This window comes from Chryseobacterium sp. Marseille-Q8038 (assembly GCF_965111995.1).
This window is the reverse complement of record NZ_CBCOPN010000002.1, coordinates 1350150-1367261: the sequence shown is the minus strand read 5'-3', so window position 1 is coordinate 1367261 and position 17112 is coordinate 1350150. Positions and strand designations below refer to the sequence as shown.

Here is a 17112-nt window from a genome sequence, read left to right as displayed (position 1 = left end):
TAGGAATGAGCTTTAGCTCGTTTTGCTTTTTAGAATATTTAGCCAAAACCTATATTCAATACAAAAAAGAGGCGGTCACCTTAGGTGCCGCCTCTTTTATTTTATCTCAAAAAATTATTGTGCCTGCTGCATTACGCCGCCGTTATCTTCTTTTTTGGTCTGGTTAAGAATATTTGGATCCTCTTTCGCCAGTTTATTTCTTGTTGGAATTTTATAATTGATAGAAAGTCCGAAGTTTCTTGTATCATATTTACTATAGATCATTACCGGAGTTCCTGATGGCGGATTAGAACGTACCTGCATCATCTGTCCGTTGAAAATATCATTCGCAAAAACAGAAAGTGTCAAACGGTTGTTCATAAACTTCTTCGTCAGTGTAATATCAAGCGAGTTGTTGAAAGGCTTCTCTGCTGTAAAGTAGAAATATCCTGCTTTTGGCGTCAGATAACTGTAATTGGCTGTCAGTTTGATATCTTTAGGCAAGATAATCTGCGTCATGATATTGAAAATCCAGAATCCTTTATTGTTCAGATTGTCGATTTCATGTTTCTGATAACCAGCATATAAGTACATGAAATTAATTTTATCAGGATTAAAATTAAATTTCATAATCTCGCTCAAAGGCTTGCTGAAAATCATAAAAGGAACGGGTAATCCCACATTGAAATTGTGAATTTTCATATTTGAAATGTTCACCTGCTCATTAAAGAGTTTTCTTCCGTCTTTTCTGATGATCTGTGCCACCTGATTGCTTGCCGAACTTACACTATATCCGATAAATGCATAATCAAAAGCGGATACTTTTATTTCATAATTATCAAAAATAGTGGGTTGTAGATTCGGGTTACCGTTTACTTCCGTACTTGGTCCGGAGAACGTCACGTTATTCGGGTTTAAGGCAGAAATACTTGGTAAGCTGATTTTTCTGTTGTAATTCGCGGCAATATAAACCTGATTCATCATGTTATACTGTACACTTGCATTCGGGAAAAACTTAAACTTATTGAAGGGAATCAAATTCGCTTCCACCAGTTTTGCATCCTTATCAAAATATCTTGTTACTCCGGAAATATCATAATTTTCAGCCCGCGAACCCAAGGTGAAATCAAACTTTTTCAATTTCGCCTGAAACTCTAAATAGGTTGAAGCAGTCTGTCTCTGATATTCAAGATTGGTTAAGCCAAAACTTTTTGTATCGTAATCCTGTTTTTCATACAATCCGCCGAAGCTTACTTTTCCACCATCAAGAAGCTTGATAGGCTGGGCATAATCTACTTTAAAGTTGGCAATATTCATGACAGATTTATTATTCAGAATATCTTTTAATCCATTGGTAGGACTATCGAGAGGTTCAGTGGGATACTCTACAAATGTCCCATCCTGAAAGTAGTTATCCTGAGCAAATTTGCTGTCTGATCTTGTATACCCGAACTGGAAGTCCAGTTTTTGAGATTTGTCAGCAAAACGTTTCTGATACGTTACCACAGCTTCCTGTCTCAAATTATCGGTATGAGCAACATCCGAAGATGTATAGAAAGCTTCTCTTAAATCTTTCAGATTTCTCTTGAACGGTAAATCTCCATGCCCGTCACTTAAAGTGTAGTTGTCATTATTGTTGTGATAAATATCGTAGTTTAATAATAATCTGTCCTGTCCTACATCAAAAGTCAATCCGGATTTTGCAAAATATCCCCGTGCGTATCTATCGGTATGGCTTGTTAAAAGCTCATCCTGCTGGCCATTCAGCATACTTTCACGGTAATTCTGTCCTACGTTCAGCTGCCATCCGAAATATTTATTTCTGGCATTTAAATTAACAGAATTGGTTGTTCTGCTTCTGTATTTGTCATAATTCGTGAAAGAATAATTCCCCGAATAAGTAGCTGTTAAATATTTATTGGCATTTTTGTTGGTGATAATATTCATGATAGCCCCTCCGGAAGTAGCCGGGAACTCAGCTCCAGGCTGGGTAATTACCTCAATTCTTTCTACAGAATTAGCCGGCATTCCTTCCAGGAAGGAGTTCAGCTCATTGGATGTGATGTTCAGAGGTCTTCCGTTAAGATACACTTCCAGCATTTTTCCCTGATACATCATTCCGGCAATGTCCGTAGATACAAGCCCGGGAAGTTTTTTAATTCCTTCCAGAACGTTTCCGTTATTCAGTTGAGGTTGTTCAGAAAAGTCAAAAATAGTACGGTCCGCCTTTTGTTCAACGGCTTTTTTAGTTTTAGTGATGACAATACCTTCAATTTGTTTCTCTTTAGAAGTTGTATTGCTCTTTTCCTGAGAGAAAACCAGCATAGAACTTACCAGAGATAAAGCGAATATAGTTTTTTTCATAATGTTTTTACTACTATTCGGTTAGACGATGAAAAACAAATTTTGTTACAATCAGCACAGTAATTTTATTTATTTCAATGAAGAAAATTCAATAAAATCATATTATGCAGAAGAAGTAAAAAGCCTTCTTAATACTGTCGAATGGCCATTTCGTGCAATAACAGGAATTCTTGCTATAAATTATTATTGTGCTCGATCTTTTTCTTCAAAATTGATCGCTCTTTTGTTCGATTTTACTTTCTGATTCCCAAAATTGTAGGTGATGCTGAGTGTCATTCTTCGTGCATCCCAATAGTTGTTGAATGATTGTGTATTATCTGTAAAATACAGATCAGCCTTAAATCCGGATTGTTTAAAAATATCACTCACTGAAAGATTGACCTGCAGGGCTTTTTCCACAAAGCTCATTTTTACTCCCGCATCAAAACTTACTACACCTTTGATGGAAGCGGAGCCGTTTCTCGAGGGAAGATTATGCCAATAATTGACAAATAGCATGAAGGTCTTAGCCTTGTTCAGCTGGAATGTATTGTTGAGAGAATAATAAAATGACTGACCGTTTTTAGGAACCAGATTAAATCTTGTAATCTGTGTTTCATTATAACTGAACGAGGTTGAAATATTACTTTCCCAGATTTTGAAAAAAGTATCTGTATAATTGAAATTGATCCCGTAAATATTCTGGTTGTAATAGTTTTCATAGGTACTGATAAGATCAATGCCGTTCAGGAGGGAAATCTGGTCAAAATTATTCTTTGTTCTCTGATAATAAAGATTGGCTGAGAATTTATTTTTAAAAATATAATTGAATTCAATATTATGATTAAAAGAAGGCTGCAGACTTGGGTTTCCGGCATAATATGTATTAGGATTAGAATACCATCGGAAAGGATCTAAAGCCCGGAAATAAGGACGGTTGATTCTTCGGGAATAGTTAATACTGAATTGGTTATCCTGACTGGCTTTATAGGAAACATAGGCTGTAGGGAAAAATTTTCCGTAATTATTCTCGGATTTAGACAGGGTAGTAGGAGAGAATCCATTGGTTTGTGAATATTCATAACGTAATCCTGCTTTCACCGACCATTTTTCACCAAGATCTTTACTGGCACTGACATAAGCGGCATAATTTTTTTCATTATAATCAAAAAGATTGCTCTTTGCAGGATCTATGGTATAATTTCCATGGATGAAATTGAAATATCCAATGTCAGAATTATTAGAAAACTGACTGTATTTAGCGCCGGTTTCCAACTGAATTTTTTTTAAGTTTAAAGTCAGATCAGCCTGCCCTGAATAGATTTTATAGTCTACACCAGAAAGATTTCTTACCGTCTGCATTGAATTATCAGCAACATTTTTTGTGGTAAAATTGACCTCCGTATCAGGAAGGTTTCCATAATAATTGGCACCAAAACTTAGCTTATGTTCTCCAAATTTCTGGTCAAAATACAGATTAAGCATTTGGGTTGTATATGGAGAACGATGCTTTGAATCCGTCTCTGTTTGTAAAGTAGGCGTACCATCTGTAAAGTAACTTTGTGTTGAATTGATATCCATATTGGTATGCCCCTTTGTAATATCGTATACCAATCCGATATTGGAGTTTTTAGAAAGTGAATAATCAAAATTGGCATTCAGACCGAGCCCGTCATTCATATCCCTTCTCTCATTTCTGCTGATAGAAGAACTTTGCCCCATAATTCTATAATTTTCTACCGATTTTTTGTCACCATCATATCCCATCAGCTTTACGGAAGCTTTAATCTTTTCATTCTGATAATTTATTCCTGCTACCGTACTGAATGCAGCATATGTTTTTTGAGTGTAATTAGTAGTCAGGTAGCCGTTCCATCCAAGATTCTGATTCTTTTTAAGGACAATATTAATGATTCCGCTATTTCCCTGTGCTTCATACTTGGCAGGCGGAGTCGTGATCACTTCAACTTTCAGGATGTTTTCAGAGCGAAGGTTTCGGAGATAGTTGATCAGTTCAGATCCGGAAAGATTAAGCATCCGGTCATTTACCATCACAGAAACTCCATTTTTTCCTGCAATGGAAAGAAGACCTTTATTTTCATCCACCTGTAATAAAGGAGTGCCAGCCAACACCTCAGTTCCGGAACTTCCTTGTGAAAGCATAGAATTCTGAACATTATAAACAAGACGATCTACTTTACGCTCTACCAGAACTTTCTTAACATTTACTGTTACTGCCTCAATTTTGTTGACGTTCGCAGTGTCTTTTGTTTGTGCTGTAGCAAAAGAACAAGCAAGGGTAACCATAAATAAAATGTGTTTTTTCATATGATAAATGATGGATTAAATGACGATTGTGTTACATTTCTTTGGCAAAAGTATTGGAGGTGCCTTTGAAATGAAATAGCATTTAGATGAAGGGCATGATTATGCTTATCAAAAAAGTTTCATCGGGAAAAAACAGGTTTTTATCGAAAAGGGTTAACGAATTATCCTGATAGAGATTTATCTTTGAGTATGAATAAAAAGCAAATTATCTGGCTGCAAATTATTTATTGGGGATTCAATTTTTTTGGAACCGTTATTACTCCTAATTTTTTTATACCGGAGAGCAATCGTCGTGAAGTACATATTTTGAGAATTACCTTCTTTATTGTAAAAATTGCTACCTTCTATATTTCCTATCTGTTTATATTTCCAAAGGTTTTTAAACTTGAGAAACTGTATTCAGCGGTTTTCGTTTTTATTCTGACCCTTTTGTGTTTTGCCAGCATGAGATATGCTTTGGAGGAAATGATCCTCCCTTCTACTCTTGGATTCCGGAATTATGATGAGAGAACAGGCCTTCTCTATTATTTTTTCGATAATATTTACAATAGCTCTCTGACTACTTTTATAGCTGGGATTTTATGGATACTGGAGAAATATGGTGTTGCTGAAAATGATAAAAAGCAGCTGCTGATTGAAAAGAAACAGGCAGAGCTTCAGGCATTAAAAACCCAGATCAATCCTCATTTTATTTTTAATTCATTAAATAATATATATTCTCTTGTCTATCAGAAATCAGACAAAGCCTTGCCAGCAATTGAAGAACTGGGACAATTGTTAAGATACAGCACAAAGGATCTTGAAAAAGATTCAATTCCTTTGGATAAGGAAATTGGATATATTGATAGCCTGATTGCCCTGGAGAAACTTAGAATCAGAAAACCTGAGCTGTTGCTCATAGAAAAAAATATTCAGTATCCTCACCTTAAGATCTCGCCAATGCTGTTGGTTCCTTTTGTTGAAAATGCTTTTAAACATGGAGATTTCCGTGATAAAGGTTTTGAAATGAAAATCTCAGATCATGATAAAATGCTGCATTTTTATCTTTTCAATTTTAAAACACAGAAAATGAAAGATACCGTTTCCGGAATAGGAATTCAGAATGTGAAAAAAAGACTGGAAATATTGTATCCCAACCATCAGCTGGAGATCAGAGATTCGGAAACAGAGTTTATTGTAGACTTAAAAATTGATTTACGCGATGAATAAGATAAAATGCATTATTGTTGATGACGAGCCACTGGCAATCTCTCTTCTTGAGCATTATGTAGAAAAACTCCCTTTTCTTGAGCTGGTATTTTCTACAGAGAACCCGATTTTGGCTTTAGAATACCTTCAGAAAAACGATTCAGACCTTATCTTTTTAGATATTCAGATGCCGGAGCTTACGGGAATCAATTTTATGAAGATTGTAGGACCTGATCAAAAATATATTTTAACAACGGCTTATTCAGAATATGCCCTGGAAGGATATGAACATAATGTTGTGGATTATCTGCTGAAACCTATTTCATTTGAAAGATTTCAAAAGAGTGCATTAAAGGTGCAGGAACGGTTTTCTTTTCCTCAGGAGGAAAATTCATATTTCTTTGTGAAATCCTCGGGGCAAAGACATCGTATTGGTTTTAATGAGATTTTGTACGTGGAAAGTATCAAAGATTATGTCAATATCCGGACGGAAACCGATGAGTTTATTGTACTGGATACGCTTAAATCAATGGAAATTCAGCTTTCCGAGAGGTTTGTACGTGTTCATAAATCCTTTATTGTCAATTTGGATAAAATAAAAAGCATTGGTGCTAAAAAAGTGAACTTTCCCGAGTATGAAATTCCCATTGGAGAAAGCTATAGAGCAGGTCTTCTGGATAGATTAAAGTAAAATTGTAAGTTTTGGCTAAAGCCAGATGTATTTTATAATTTTAAATGTGGACTAAAGTCCGCTCCTATTGAATTGATTAGCAGGAATTTTTGGTATGATAATAAAAAAGACGACTTCTATTGAAGCCGCCTTTATATTAATCTAACAATTAATCTTAATTTTCCTGTTGTTTGATCAGGTTCAGAGCAGAACCTGCCTTAAACCACTCAATTTGTTGATCGTTGTAAGTATGGTTGGCCATGACGATATCTTTAGTTCCGTCAGCATGAACGAATTCTAAAGTCAGTTGTTTTCCTGGAGCGAACTGATCAAGATCTAAGAAGTTAACCGTGTCATCTTCCAGAATTTTGTCATAATCAGCTTCATTAGCGAAAGTAATTCCCAGCATTCCTTGTTTTTTAAGGTTAGTTTCGTGGATTCTCGCAAATGATTTTACCAATACAGCTTTCACACCAAGGTGTCTAGGCTCCATTGCAGCGTGCTCTCTTGAGGAACCTTCACCATAGTTCTGGTCTCCCACAACAATTGTTGGAACGCCTGCTGCTTTGTAAGCTCTTTGTACAGCCGGAACTTCACCGTATTCACCGGTTAATTCATTTTTAACCTTATTGGTTTCCATGTTGTAAGCATTTACAGCTCCAATCAACATGTTGTTTGAAATATTATCTAAGTGACCTCTGTATTTCAACCATGGTCCAGCCATAGAAATGTGGTCGGTAGTACATTTTCCGAAAGCTTTGATCAATACCTTAGCGCCCTCAATGTTTTTACCATCCCAAGCCGGGAATTCTTCTAATAACTGCAGTCTATCTGAAGTTGGGCTTACGTTAACAACAACGCTGGAACCATCTTGCGAAGGAGCCTGGTATCCGTTGTCATCTACAGCAAAACCTTTTTCAGGAAGCTCAAAACCTTTAGGCTCATCAAGCTTTACCTGTTCACCTGCTTCGTTAGTTAAAGTATCTGTAATTGGGTTGAAATCTAATCTACCTGAGATAGCAACAGCAGCTACCATTTCAGGAGAAGCTACAAATGCGTGGGTATTTGGGTTACCATCTGCTCTTTTGGCGAAGTTTCTGTTGAAAGAGTGAATAATAGAGTTTTTCTCTCCTTTTTCCGCCCCTTCTCTGTCCCATTGCCCGATACATGGTCCACAAGCATTGGTAAAGATTCTTGCATTTTCAAATTTTCTGAAAGAATCTAAGAAACCGTCTCTTTCCGCTGTGAATTTCACCTGTTCAGAACCTGGGTTGATTCCTAAAATAGCTTTAGGTTTTACTCCTTTTGATACCGCATCTTCTACAATGGAAGCCGCTCTTGATAAATCTTCATAAGAAGAGTTGGTACAAGAACCGATAAGCGCCCACTCAACTTCTAAAGGCCATCCGTTAGCCTCAGCTTTAGCTCTGAATTCAGCAACTGGGGTCGCCAGGTCCGGAGTGAAAGGTCCGTTTAAGTGTGGAGTCAGTTCAGAAAGGTTAATTTCTATTAATTGGTCGAAATATTGTTCCGGGTTGGCATATACTTCAGCATCACCTGTTAAATGTTCTGCAATTTTATCGGCAGCATCTACCACATCCTGTCTTCCGGTAGCGGCAAGATATCTTCTCATAGAATCATCGTATCCGAAAGTAGACGTTGTAGCTCCGATTTCTGCACCCATGTTACAGATGGTTCCTTTACCTGTTGCAGAAAGTGATTCTGCCCCTTCACCGAAATATTCTACGATACATCCTGTACCTCCTTTTACGGTAAGAATTCCGGCTACTTTTAAGATGACATCTTTTGCTGAAGTCCATCCGTTCATTTTACCGGTTAATTTTACCCCGATAAGTTTGGGCATCTTAAGTTCCCAGGCCATTCCTGCCATTACGTCTACGGCATCAGCACCTCCTACACCAATCGCTACCATTCCAAGTCCTCCGGCATTTACCGTGTGAGAGTCTGTACCGATCATCATCCCCCCAGGGAAAGCATAATTTTCCAGTACTACCTGGTGAATGATCCCTGCTCCCGGTTTCCAGAACCCGATTCCGTATTTATCACATACAGAACTTAAGAAGTTGAATACTTCGGAGTTTTTGTTGATCCCTTCCTGTAAATCTTTATCAGCACCTACTTTCGCCTGGATCAGGTGATCCGCATGAGCCGTAGAAGGAACCGCTACTTTAGCTTTTCCTGCCTGCATAAACTGTAAAAGTGCCATCTGAGCGGTTGCATCCTGCATCGCTACTCTGTCTGGCGCAAAGTCTACATAAGAGTTTCCTCTTTCATATTCTTGTGTAGCATTTCCTTCCCAAAGATGGGTGTAAAGAATTTTTTCTGAAAGGGTAAGAGGTTTTCCCACGATTTGTCTTGCTGCTGCAATTCTTTCCGGGTAACGCTCGTACACTTTTTTGATCATATCAATATCAAAAGTCATATCGTATTTTAATTTTGTTCTTTTTCCGTTAATGCTTCTTTTTCTCTGGTGTTTGAAAAAGAAAAATCACTTTTAATGCATCAAAAAACGTTCCTATAATCCATAAATAGGGTGTTTTTGACTTTAAAATCAATAGATTTTATAACTTTCAATTTAAGAAAAAATAGAATTTATTTTCCGGATTTTATCGAAAAAAAAACGTAACTATCTTAAAATAGAAACGTTCTAAACAAAAAATTGGAAGATTTTAAATCCTAAAGGACCAAAATCTTCCAATGATATAGTTTAAAATAAGTCTTTCGACGTATTTATTAATCTCTTAGTGAGCGCTTGTACTTGTCAATTCTTTGATAGAAGGAACAAAAGTAGTAAGGTCAATACCCTCAACAGCAGCTTTGTACTCATCAATGCTAGGAATTCTTCCGATAATCGCAGAAAGAACTACAACCGGAGTTGAAGCAAGCAGAGATTCTCCTTTTTTACGTTCAGAATCTTCCACTACTCTTCCCTGGAAAAGACGGGTAGAAGTTGCTAAAACAGTATCTCCTTTTGCTGCTTTTTCCTGGTTACCCATACAAAGGTTACATCCAGGACGCTCAAGGTACATTACGTTTTTGTATTCAACACGAGCTTCTCCTTTTGGAGCATTATCATCAAATTCAAAAGCGGAATATTTTTCTAATAATTCCCAGTCTCCTTCTGCCTTTAATTCGTCAATGATGTTATAAGTAGGAGCGGCAACTACAAGAGGTGCGCTAAATTCTACCTTTCCTTGTTGTTTTTCAATGTTTCTAAGCATCTGAGAAACGATCTTAAGGTCTCCTTTGTGAACCATACAAGATCCTACGAATCCAAGGTCTACTTTTTTCTCGCCTCCATAATAAGAAAGATCTCTGATGGTATCGTGAGTATATCTTTTAGATACATCATCATTGTTTACATCCGGGTCAGCAATCATTGGTTCAACAATTACATCAAGATCTACCACTACTTCTGCATAATATTTAGCATTGGAATCCGGAGTCAAAGCAGGTTTTTCTCCTGATCTGATTTCTTCAATTCTCTTATTTGCTTTATCAATTAATCCCTGAAGAACTTTGTTGTGGTTATCCATCCCCTTATCAATCATGATCTGGATTCTTCCTTTTGCAATTTCCAGTGATTCGATCAAAGTATTATCTTCAGAAATGTTGATAGAAGCTTTTGCCTTCATCTCAGCAGTCCAGTCTGTAAAGGTAAATGCCTGGTCAGCAGGAAGTGTTCCGATGTGAACCTCAATGATTCTACCCTGGAATACGTTTTCTCCTCCAAACTGCTTCAGCATCTGAGCCTGCGTTGCATGAACCACATCACGGAAATCCATGTGTTCTTTCATGTTTCCTTTGAATGTTACTTTCACAGATTCCGGAATTGGCATAGAAGCTTCACCAGTAGCTAATGCAAGGGCAACAGTTCCTGAGTCAGCACCGAAAGCCACCCCTTTAGACATTCTGGTGTGAGAGTCACCACCAATGATGATAGCCCACTCATCTACAGTGATATCATTCAGTACTTTGTGGATTACGTCAGTCATTGCGTGGTATTCACCTTTCGGGTCACGGGCTGTAATCAAACCGAACTCGTTCATGAATCTCATTAGCTTCGGAATATTAGCCTGAGCTTTCTTATCCCAAACAGAAGCGGTGTGACATCCTGACTGGTAAGCACCGTCAACGATTGGCGAAATCACAGTTGCTGCCATGGATTCAAGCTCTTGAGAAGTCATAAGACCTGTCGTATCCTGAGATCCAACGATATTTACCTGTACACGAACGTCTGAACCAGCGTGTAAAACTTTCCCTGGAGTAGTTCCAACAGCGTTTCTGTTGAATATTTTTTCTACAGCGGTTAGTCCTTGTCCTTCATGAGAAATTTCTTTTGACGGAGCAAAAACAGCAGGAGCTTCAACTCCTAAAAGCTGAGCGGCAAATGTCTGTAGTTTTTTACCAAATACAATGGCGTAAGATCCACCCGCTTTGATGAATTCCATCTTTTGCGGAGTGAAAGATTTGGTAAGGTCGATCAATTCTTTATCGCCGTTATATAATTTCTTTTCTTTTGTATTAATCGTTAAAACGGTTCCTGTAGCTACTGAATATGCTTCTTCAAGAACAATGTCACCATTTTCGTTACGAATTGGGTTTCCGTTTTCGTCAACTTTCTTTACCCAGTTTTTAAGGTCAACACCAATACCTCCGGTAACGTCTACTGTGGTAAGGAAGATTGGGGAAATACCATTTGTTCCTCCTACAATTGGAGCAATATTTACGAATGGTACATATGGGCTCGCCTGTTTTCCTGTCCAAAGAGCAACGTTATTCACTCCGGACATTCTTGATGAACCTACACCCATTGTTCCTTTTTCAGCGATAAGCATAACGCTTGCATCAGGATGTTGAGCCTGTAAAGCTTTAATCTCTTCCTGAGCCTGAGGAGTAATCATACATTTACCATGAAGTTCACGGTCTGATCTTGAGTGAGCCTGATTACCCGGAGAAAGTAAATCTGTAGAGATATCTCCTTCACCTGCAATAAATGTTACTACTTTAATTTCTTCAGCAACTTCGGGAAGTTTTGTGAAAAACTCAGCTTTCGCGTAGCTTTCAAGAATTTCTTTTGCAATTTCGTTACCGCTATTGAATGCTTCCTTCAGACGGGTAGTGTCTGCTTCGTAAAGGAACACCTGTGTTTTAAGAACATTAGCCGCTTCTTTAGCAATTGCTGCATCATTTCCTAAAGCAAGGTCTAACAACACTTCAATAGAAGGTCCACCTTTCATATGAGATAATAATTCAAAGGCAAATGCCGGAGAAATTTCTTCTACTAGGGATTCACCCAGAATAATTTCTTTTAAAAATTTTGCTTTTACTCCCGCTGCACTTGTCGTTCCGGGTAGTGTGTTATAAATGAAAAATTGAAGAGAATCTGATCGGTCAGCATTACCTGAATCTTTAATTTGCGTAATAATTTCGCTTAGTAATTCAGCACCATCAATTGGCTTTGGATGAAGCCCCTGGGTTTTTCTTTCTTCAATCTCTTTGATGTAATCCTTATAAATACTCATAATAGAAGGTCTTTCAAAATTAAAGGTAGGCCTGCTTTTTCTTTATCGGTGTGTATAAATACAGTTAATGACATTTTGAGTTCTCGCATTTTGATGCAACATTAACCGAATAAAGTCAGCATAATCTACACTTTTCCAAAAGTTTTTTAAAATTATCAAACAATTCAAAATGTTCCCAAAATTACGAAATTTTACTATTTTATAAGAATGAAATTATTTAGATTCTTTATAAATATGAATTTTATAATATCTATTTTTGGTCGTATTTTTGTAAACAAATGGAGAATATGAAAAATATCCTGAATGTTTTATGTGTTTTTATTTCGATTTTCGTTTTCTCTCAGGCTCAATCTGTGAAGAAAATTCCTGCGAAGAAAGGAACAAAAAGCACGGTTAAAAAAGCAATTGCAGCCAATAAAGCTAATGCTGATCTTGTTGTGATCAATAAAGATCTTCCTCTTTTGATTCCTAAGAAAAAAGGAGATCAGTTCGGGTATGTTAACCAGAATGGGAAATTTATTATTCAGCCGGAATATCATATTGCCGTATTTTTTTATGAAGACTGCAATCTTCTGAATTCACCTAATGAAAAGGTCAGAAAATTTGGAACAAAAGAGTATGCGACGGTAGAGAAAAATATGATTTCGTACCGTGTAGACCAATCGGGAAAGAGAGTTTATCAGTTCAAAGAAGCAGATTTTGGAAAATGCAAATTCGAAGAATATAAACAGCAGTTGTTTCAGGCCTATATTCTCAATGGCTTTTATGGAATTATTGAAAAATCAAAGTTTGTAAATGCAGCTGATTACAGACAATATCAGATCTATCCTCAATATCAGTATCTGTTTATTCTGGAGGGAGATGATGTAGCTAATCCTATGATTGTGGCTTCCAATAATGATAAATTCGGAGTTATTGATGTCAACAATAAGATTGTTATTCCGTTTGAATACTCGAATATTAAAAGAAATTTCAGCTGGAAACTGGGAAAAATGTTTGAAGTGACAAAAGACGGCTCTAATTATTACTATATCGACTCCAACAACAAAATTTACTAGATAATTATAAATGATGAATGATGAATGATTTATTTGATAACTCCTATTTTTCATCGTATTTTTCCTCATCCAATAACCTAATACTTTGTACCTCGCAATCCGCTATTCCGTATCTCGCAACCCGAATTCCAATTCATATATTTTTTGTATTTTTGCCGTTGAAATAAAGGGGTGCTTTAACAGGCTGAGATTATACCCAACGAACCTGGAACAGGTAATGCTGTTTAGGGATGTGTCTTCATAAGACGCTGAATTGTATAATATCTTATCGATCCCCTTTTATTCATTAAATGTCAAAGATTTATAGAATGAAAGGATTATTTTTTTTAGGGCTTAGCGTAAGCTCTGTAGCTTTTATCCAGGCTCAGAATAGAGATTCTCTGAAGGTCAGGGAAATTGAAGCGGTCAACTTTACTAAAAGACTTCCGGTTGCAAAGGAAATCATCAATGTACAGAAAGATTTAGACGGGAAAAATCTGGGACAGGATCTTCCTATCCTTTTAAAAAATCAAACTTCTGTAATCTCCACCTCAGATGCAGGAAACGGAGTGGGATATACCGGTTTTAGAATTCGTGGAGTTTCAGGAAGTGCCATTAATGTAATGATGAATGGTGTTCCGTACAACGATTCTGAAAGCCAGGGAACATTTTTTGTAAACGTTCCGGATTTAACAAGTTCTGCCTCACAGATTGTCATTCAGAGAGGAGTGGGAACTTCCAATAATGGTGTTTCTGCTTTCGGAGCAAGTATCAATGTACTTTCCAAAGATCCGGAAGAGAAGTTTTATTTTAAAACCGATGACAGCTACGGATCATTTAATACCTATAAATATTCAGCTGAAATAGGCTCCGGGAAATTCTGGAACAACCGTCTTTCTGTAATGGGAAGATATACCCATATTCACTCTGATGGATATATCGATAGAGCTTCATCCAATTTACACTCTTATAATTTTACCGCTTTATTTGAAGAGGGAAATACGAAGTTACGTTTAATGGCTTTCGGTGGAAAAGAGAAAACGTATCAGGCCTGGAATGGGATTGATCGTAAAACCTGGGAAACAGACCCGAAATTCAATGTTTCGGGAGCAATTTATGATGCCAATTGGGAGAATATTGTAAGTTTTTATGACAATGAAACCGATAATTACCGACAGAATCATTATCAGTTACTTTGGGAGCAAAAATTCAGTGACCGATGGAATCTGGAAACAACTTTTCATTACACCAAAGGAAAAGGATATTACGAAAACTATAAGCAGGGAAATCTTTTTTCAAGATATAATCTGTCTGATATCATTGAAGGTGGACAAACCATAAAATACTCTGATTTTATCAGAAAAAAATGGCTTAATAACGATTTCTACGGAATGGTTTCTACTTTGTATGGAAAGTTTGAAAATCTGGATCTGAATTTTGGGGCTGTTGTGAATCAGTATTACGGAAGGCATTATGGAAATGTTACCGGTGTATTTTTCCCTCAGATTGATGAAAGTGAATACTACAGAAACCGCTCGGTAAAGAATGAAGTGTCTGGTTTTGCAAAAGCATTATTAAGAGTAGATAACTTTGAATTTTTTGGTGATTTACAGCTAAGAAAAATTAATTACAATACCAAAATCCTGATGGCGGGTGACGGTGAAGGTGCGGATTTAAGCAAAAACTGGCTGTTCTTTAATCCAAAAGCTGGGGTGAACTACCGAATTGAAGGAGGGAAGGTATTCCTTTCTTATGCTCATGCCCACCGTGAACCGAACAGAGATGACCTGATGGCCAATAATGATGTGAAAGCTGAAAAACTTCATGATATTGAAGCTGGTTTTGAAAAACAGTTCGGAATCGTATCACTTACTGCGAATGTTTACTATATGTATTATGTGAATCAGTTGGTTTTAAACGGAGAATTGAATAACGTAGGAGCATTCATCAGAACAAACTCAGGAAAGAGCTATAGAAGAGGGGTTGAGGTTGGAGCATTGGCAAAACTATCCAAACAATGGGAAGTTTCCGGAAATGTAACCTTAAGCCAGAACAGGAATCAGGATTTTAATATTCAAAATGGAGATACTCCTAAAAGTCTTGGAAACACACAGATTTCATTTTCTCCGAACGTAATTGCTAATTTGAGTTTGAAATTTAACCCTACAAAAAATTTCCAGTTTGTTGTAATGAACCAGTATGTGGGAAAACAATATCTTGATAATACCGAAGATGCAAATTTACAGCTTAAAGATTATTTTCTGACAGACTTCAATGCGCAATATCAGTTTAAAATTGCCAATAATGAAATCGCTTTAAAACTGTTGGTGAATAACCTGTTCAACAAAAAATATGTGAACAATGGATCCGTATATGAAGGGCAACCTTACTATTTTTCTCAGGCAGGAACAAACTTTATGTTTGGGGTGAGTTGGAAGATTCAATAATCGTGAAGGCAAAATGGTTTTGAAAACAGATCTGCAGGATCATAAATTTGACCTTTTTATCTTTTTCATAACAATTGTTAAGCTTAAAAAAAGAAGTTTAAATAACCGTATTCCTATTTTAGTACGGAATAATCAAAGGACTGTTTCGGCAGTCTTTTTTATATCCATTAAATTTTACAAAAAGTCACGAAAAAGTTATAAATTTGCTGCCAAATGAATATTTCAGCATACATTTTAGAATATTTAAAACAATTTGGAACTGCCACGGTTCCAGGCTTCGGGGTGTTTTCACTGAAAAATTCCAAGGCAATTATCAATTCCGAAAACGGAAGCATCCTGCCTCCTGCCAGTCAGATTGAATTTACAATAGACTACGAAGTACAGGCTGAAGATCTTACTGCTTTTATTGCAGGACAGAAACAGATGTCCCTGGAAGCTTCAAGAAGTGATCTTAAGATCCAGACTGATTTTTGGAAGAAAAAACTTCAGGCCGAACAGGTTCTTGAAATTCAAAACCTTGGAACAGTTTTCATTGAAGAAGGGCATACCCATTTCAAAGGAAAAAGAATAGAATCCGGACGTCCTGACTTTTACGGACTGGAAGAGATTCGTTTTTCAGATATCAATAACGGGGAAAAGGTAAAAACTTTAGTAAACCGCGAAAAAGATTTTAAATTCAGAAAAACAATTCTCTGGGTTTTCCTTCTGATTATTCCGGTTCTAGGAATTTTATATCTGGCATTTACCCAGCAGGAACTTCTTTTTGGAAAAAAATCTTTCAAGAATGTTTCCGTACAGACTTCTACCCATCGAATTGTAAAAGATACAGTGAAGGTGATGGTACATACTCCGGAAGCATCCGTTTCAGATTCTTTGAAAAAAGATTCATTAGTAAAACCTGCCGGAAAAGCAAAACGATCTGCCCCGGCCGCTCCAAACAACACTAAGAATAGATGGCAAAAATAAAAAAAGCGTCAGAATCTCTGACCATTATGACCAATATCGTTCTTCCGAACGAAACCAACTCTTTAAGAAACCTTTTCGGTGGTGAACTTTTAGCAAAAATGGACCGTTGCGCGTCTATTTCTGCAGCAAGACACTGTGAAAGAAGAGTTGTAACAGCTTCTGTAAACCACGTGTCTTTCAATCATCCGATTCCGGAAGGTGGAGTAGTGGTATTGGAATCTAAAGTTTCCAGAGCATTCTCTACTTCAATGGAAGTGTATGTGGATGTATGGTTGGATGATCCGATCAATCAGAAGAAAATTCACACCAATGCCGGTATTTATACCTTTGTTGCTGTAGATGAATTCAACCGCCCGATTCCTATCCCGGAAATGGTTCCGGAAACAGAAGAGGAGAAAGAAAGATTTGCTGCGGCTTTCCGTAGAAAAGAACTTTCATTGATTCTTTCAGGAAGAATGAAGCCTCTGGAATCTGTAGAACTTAAAAAGTTATTCCAGGAACCACAGGAGTCTAAAAAAGACAAAAAGTAAAAACACAAAAAACACAAATGTCTGGCACGAATTTTCACAAATGGTTTGTGCCTGATCAAATGAAAAAAAATAATGAAA

At 36.9% G+C, this 17112-nt stretch carries 10 protein-coding genes; 6 read left to right on the top strand and 4 right to left on the bottom strand.

The window, feature by feature from the left end; genetic code table 11:
* Positions 1-114: 114 nt before the first annotated feature.
* Together ACWPWS_RS20165 and ACWPWS_RS20160 are read right to left on the bottom strand one after the other, a co-directional pair.
* The gene (locus tag ACWPWS_RS20165) at positions 115-2343 is read right to left on the bottom strand and encodes an outer membrane beta-barrel protein (RefSeq protein ID WP_454047701.1); all 2229 of its coding nucleotides are present in this window, start codon (positions 2341-2343) and stop codon (positions 115-117) included.
* Between the two features lie 183 nt (positions 2344-2526).
* A complete protein-coding gene (locus ACWPWS_RS20160; RefSeq protein ID WP_454047700.1) occupies positions 2527-4650 on the bottom strand; it encodes a TonB-dependent receptor domain-containing protein in 2124 nt (707 codons plus the stop codon).
* Positions 4651-4839: 189 nt separating this feature from the next.
* Here ACWPWS_RS20160 and ACWPWS_RS20155 point away from each other — a divergent pair, with 189 nt between their 5' ends.
* Both ACWPWS_RS20155 and ACWPWS_RS20150 read left to right on the top strand, forming a co-directional pair.
* Positions 4840-5859 carry a sensor histidine kinase gene (locus ACWPWS_RS20155; RefSeq protein ID WP_454047699.1) on the top strand — a complete coding sequence of 340 codons (1020 nt, stop codon included), beginning with the start codon at positions 4840-4842 and terminating at the stop codon, positions 5857-5859.
* Positions 5852-6529, top strand: coding sequence for a LytR/AlgR family response regulator transcription factor (locus ACWPWS_RS20150; protein ID WP_454047698.1), 678 nt, complete (start codon positions 5852-5854; stop codon positions 6527-6529). Before ACWPWS_RS20155 ends, ACWPWS_RS20150 begins: the two co-directional genes overlap by 8 nt.
* Positions 6530-6683: 154 nt before the next feature.
* On the opposite strand, the gene ACWPWS_RS20145 is transcribed toward ACWPWS_RS20150, so the two are convergent.
* Positions 6684-8951 carry an aconitate hydratase gene (locus tag ACWPWS_RS20145; RefSeq protein WP_454047697.1) on the bottom strand — a complete coding sequence of 756 codons (2268 nt, stop codon included), beginning with the start codon at positions 8949-8951 and terminating at the stop codon, positions 6684-6686.
* Between the two features lie 319 nt (positions 8952-9270).
* Positions 9271-12054, bottom strand: a complete 2784-nt coding sequence (locus ACWPWS_RS20140; protein ID WP_209786738.1) for a bifunctional aconitate hydratase 2/2-methylisocitrate dehydratase — start codon at positions 12052-12054, stop codon at positions 9271-9273.
* Positions 12055-12341: 287 nt separating this feature from the next.
* Here ACWPWS_RS20140 and ACWPWS_RS20135 point away from each other — a divergent pair, with 287 nt between their 5' ends.
* The 4 genes from ACWPWS_RS20135 (at position 12342) to ACWPWS_RS20120 (ending at position 17034) form a co-directional block, all read left to right on the top strand.
* Entirely contained in the window at positions 12342-13112 is a 771-nt protein-coding gene (locus ACWPWS_RS20135; protein WP_454047696.1) for a WG repeat-containing protein, read from the top strand.
* A gap of 308 nt (positions 13113-13420) precedes the next feature.
* Positions 13421-15538 (top strand): TonB-dependent receptor, encoded by a 2118-nt coding sequence (locus ACWPWS_RS20130; protein ID WP_454047695.1) that lies wholly within the window; start codon positions 13421-13423, stop codon positions 15536-15538.
* 213 nt (positions 15539-15751) lie between these two features.
* The gene (locus tag ACWPWS_RS20125) at positions 15752-16504 is read left to right on the top strand and encodes a hypothetical protein (RefSeq protein WP_454047694.1); all 753 of its coding nucleotides are present in this window, start codon (positions 15752-15754) and stop codon (positions 16502-16504) included.
* A complete protein-coding gene (locus tag ACWPWS_RS20120; RefSeq protein WP_047381641.1) occupies positions 16492-17034 on the top strand; it encodes an acyl-CoA thioesterase in 543 nt (180 codons plus the stop codon). The genes ACWPWS_RS20125 and ACWPWS_RS20120 overlap by 13 nt, the downstream gene beginning before the upstream one ends.
* Positions 17035-17112 lie beyond the last annotated feature (78 nt).

Excerpts from the sequence above, each read along its gene's own strand:
- ACWPWS_RS20165 (WP_454047701.1), bottom strand. The coding sequence starts at position 2,343 with ATGAAAAAAACTATATTCGCTTTATCTCTGGTAAGTTCTATGCTGGTT.
- ACWPWS_RS20160 (WP_454047700.1), bottom strand. The coding sequence starts at position 4,650 with ATGAAAAAACACATTTTATTTATGGTTACCCTTGCTTGTTCTTTTGCT.
- ACWPWS_RS20155 (WP_454047699.1), top strand. The coding sequence starts at position 4,840 with ATGAATAAAAAGCAAATTATCTGGCTGCAAATTATTTATTGGGGATTC.
- ACWPWS_RS20150 (WP_454047698.1), top strand. The coding sequence starts at position 5,852 with ATGAATAAGATAAAATGCATTATTGTTGATGACGAGCCACTGGCAATC.
- ACWPWS_RS20145 (WP_454047697.1), bottom strand. The coding sequence starts at position 8,951 with ATGACTTTTGATATTGATATGATCAAAAAAGTGTACGAGCGTTACCCG.
- ACWPWS_RS20140 (WP_209786738.1), bottom strand. The coding sequence starts at position 12,054 with ATGAGTATTTATAAGGATTACATCAAAGAGATTGAAGAAAGAAAAACC.
- ACWPWS_RS20135 (WP_454047696.1), top strand. The coding sequence starts at position 12,342 with ATGAAAAATATCCTGAATGTTTTATGTGTTTTTATTTCGATTTTCGTT.
- ACWPWS_RS20130 (WP_454047695.1), top strand. The coding sequence starts at position 13,421 with ATGAAAGGATTATTTTTTTTAGGGCTTAGCGTAAGCTCTGTAGCTTTT.
- ACWPWS_RS20125 (WP_454047694.1), top strand. The coding sequence starts at position 15,752 with ATGAATATTTCAGCATACATTTTAGAATATTTAAAACAATTTGGAACT.
- ACWPWS_RS20120 (WP_047381641.1), top strand. The coding sequence starts at position 16,492 with ATGGCAAAAATAAAAAAAGCGTCAGAATCTCTGACCATTATGACCAAT.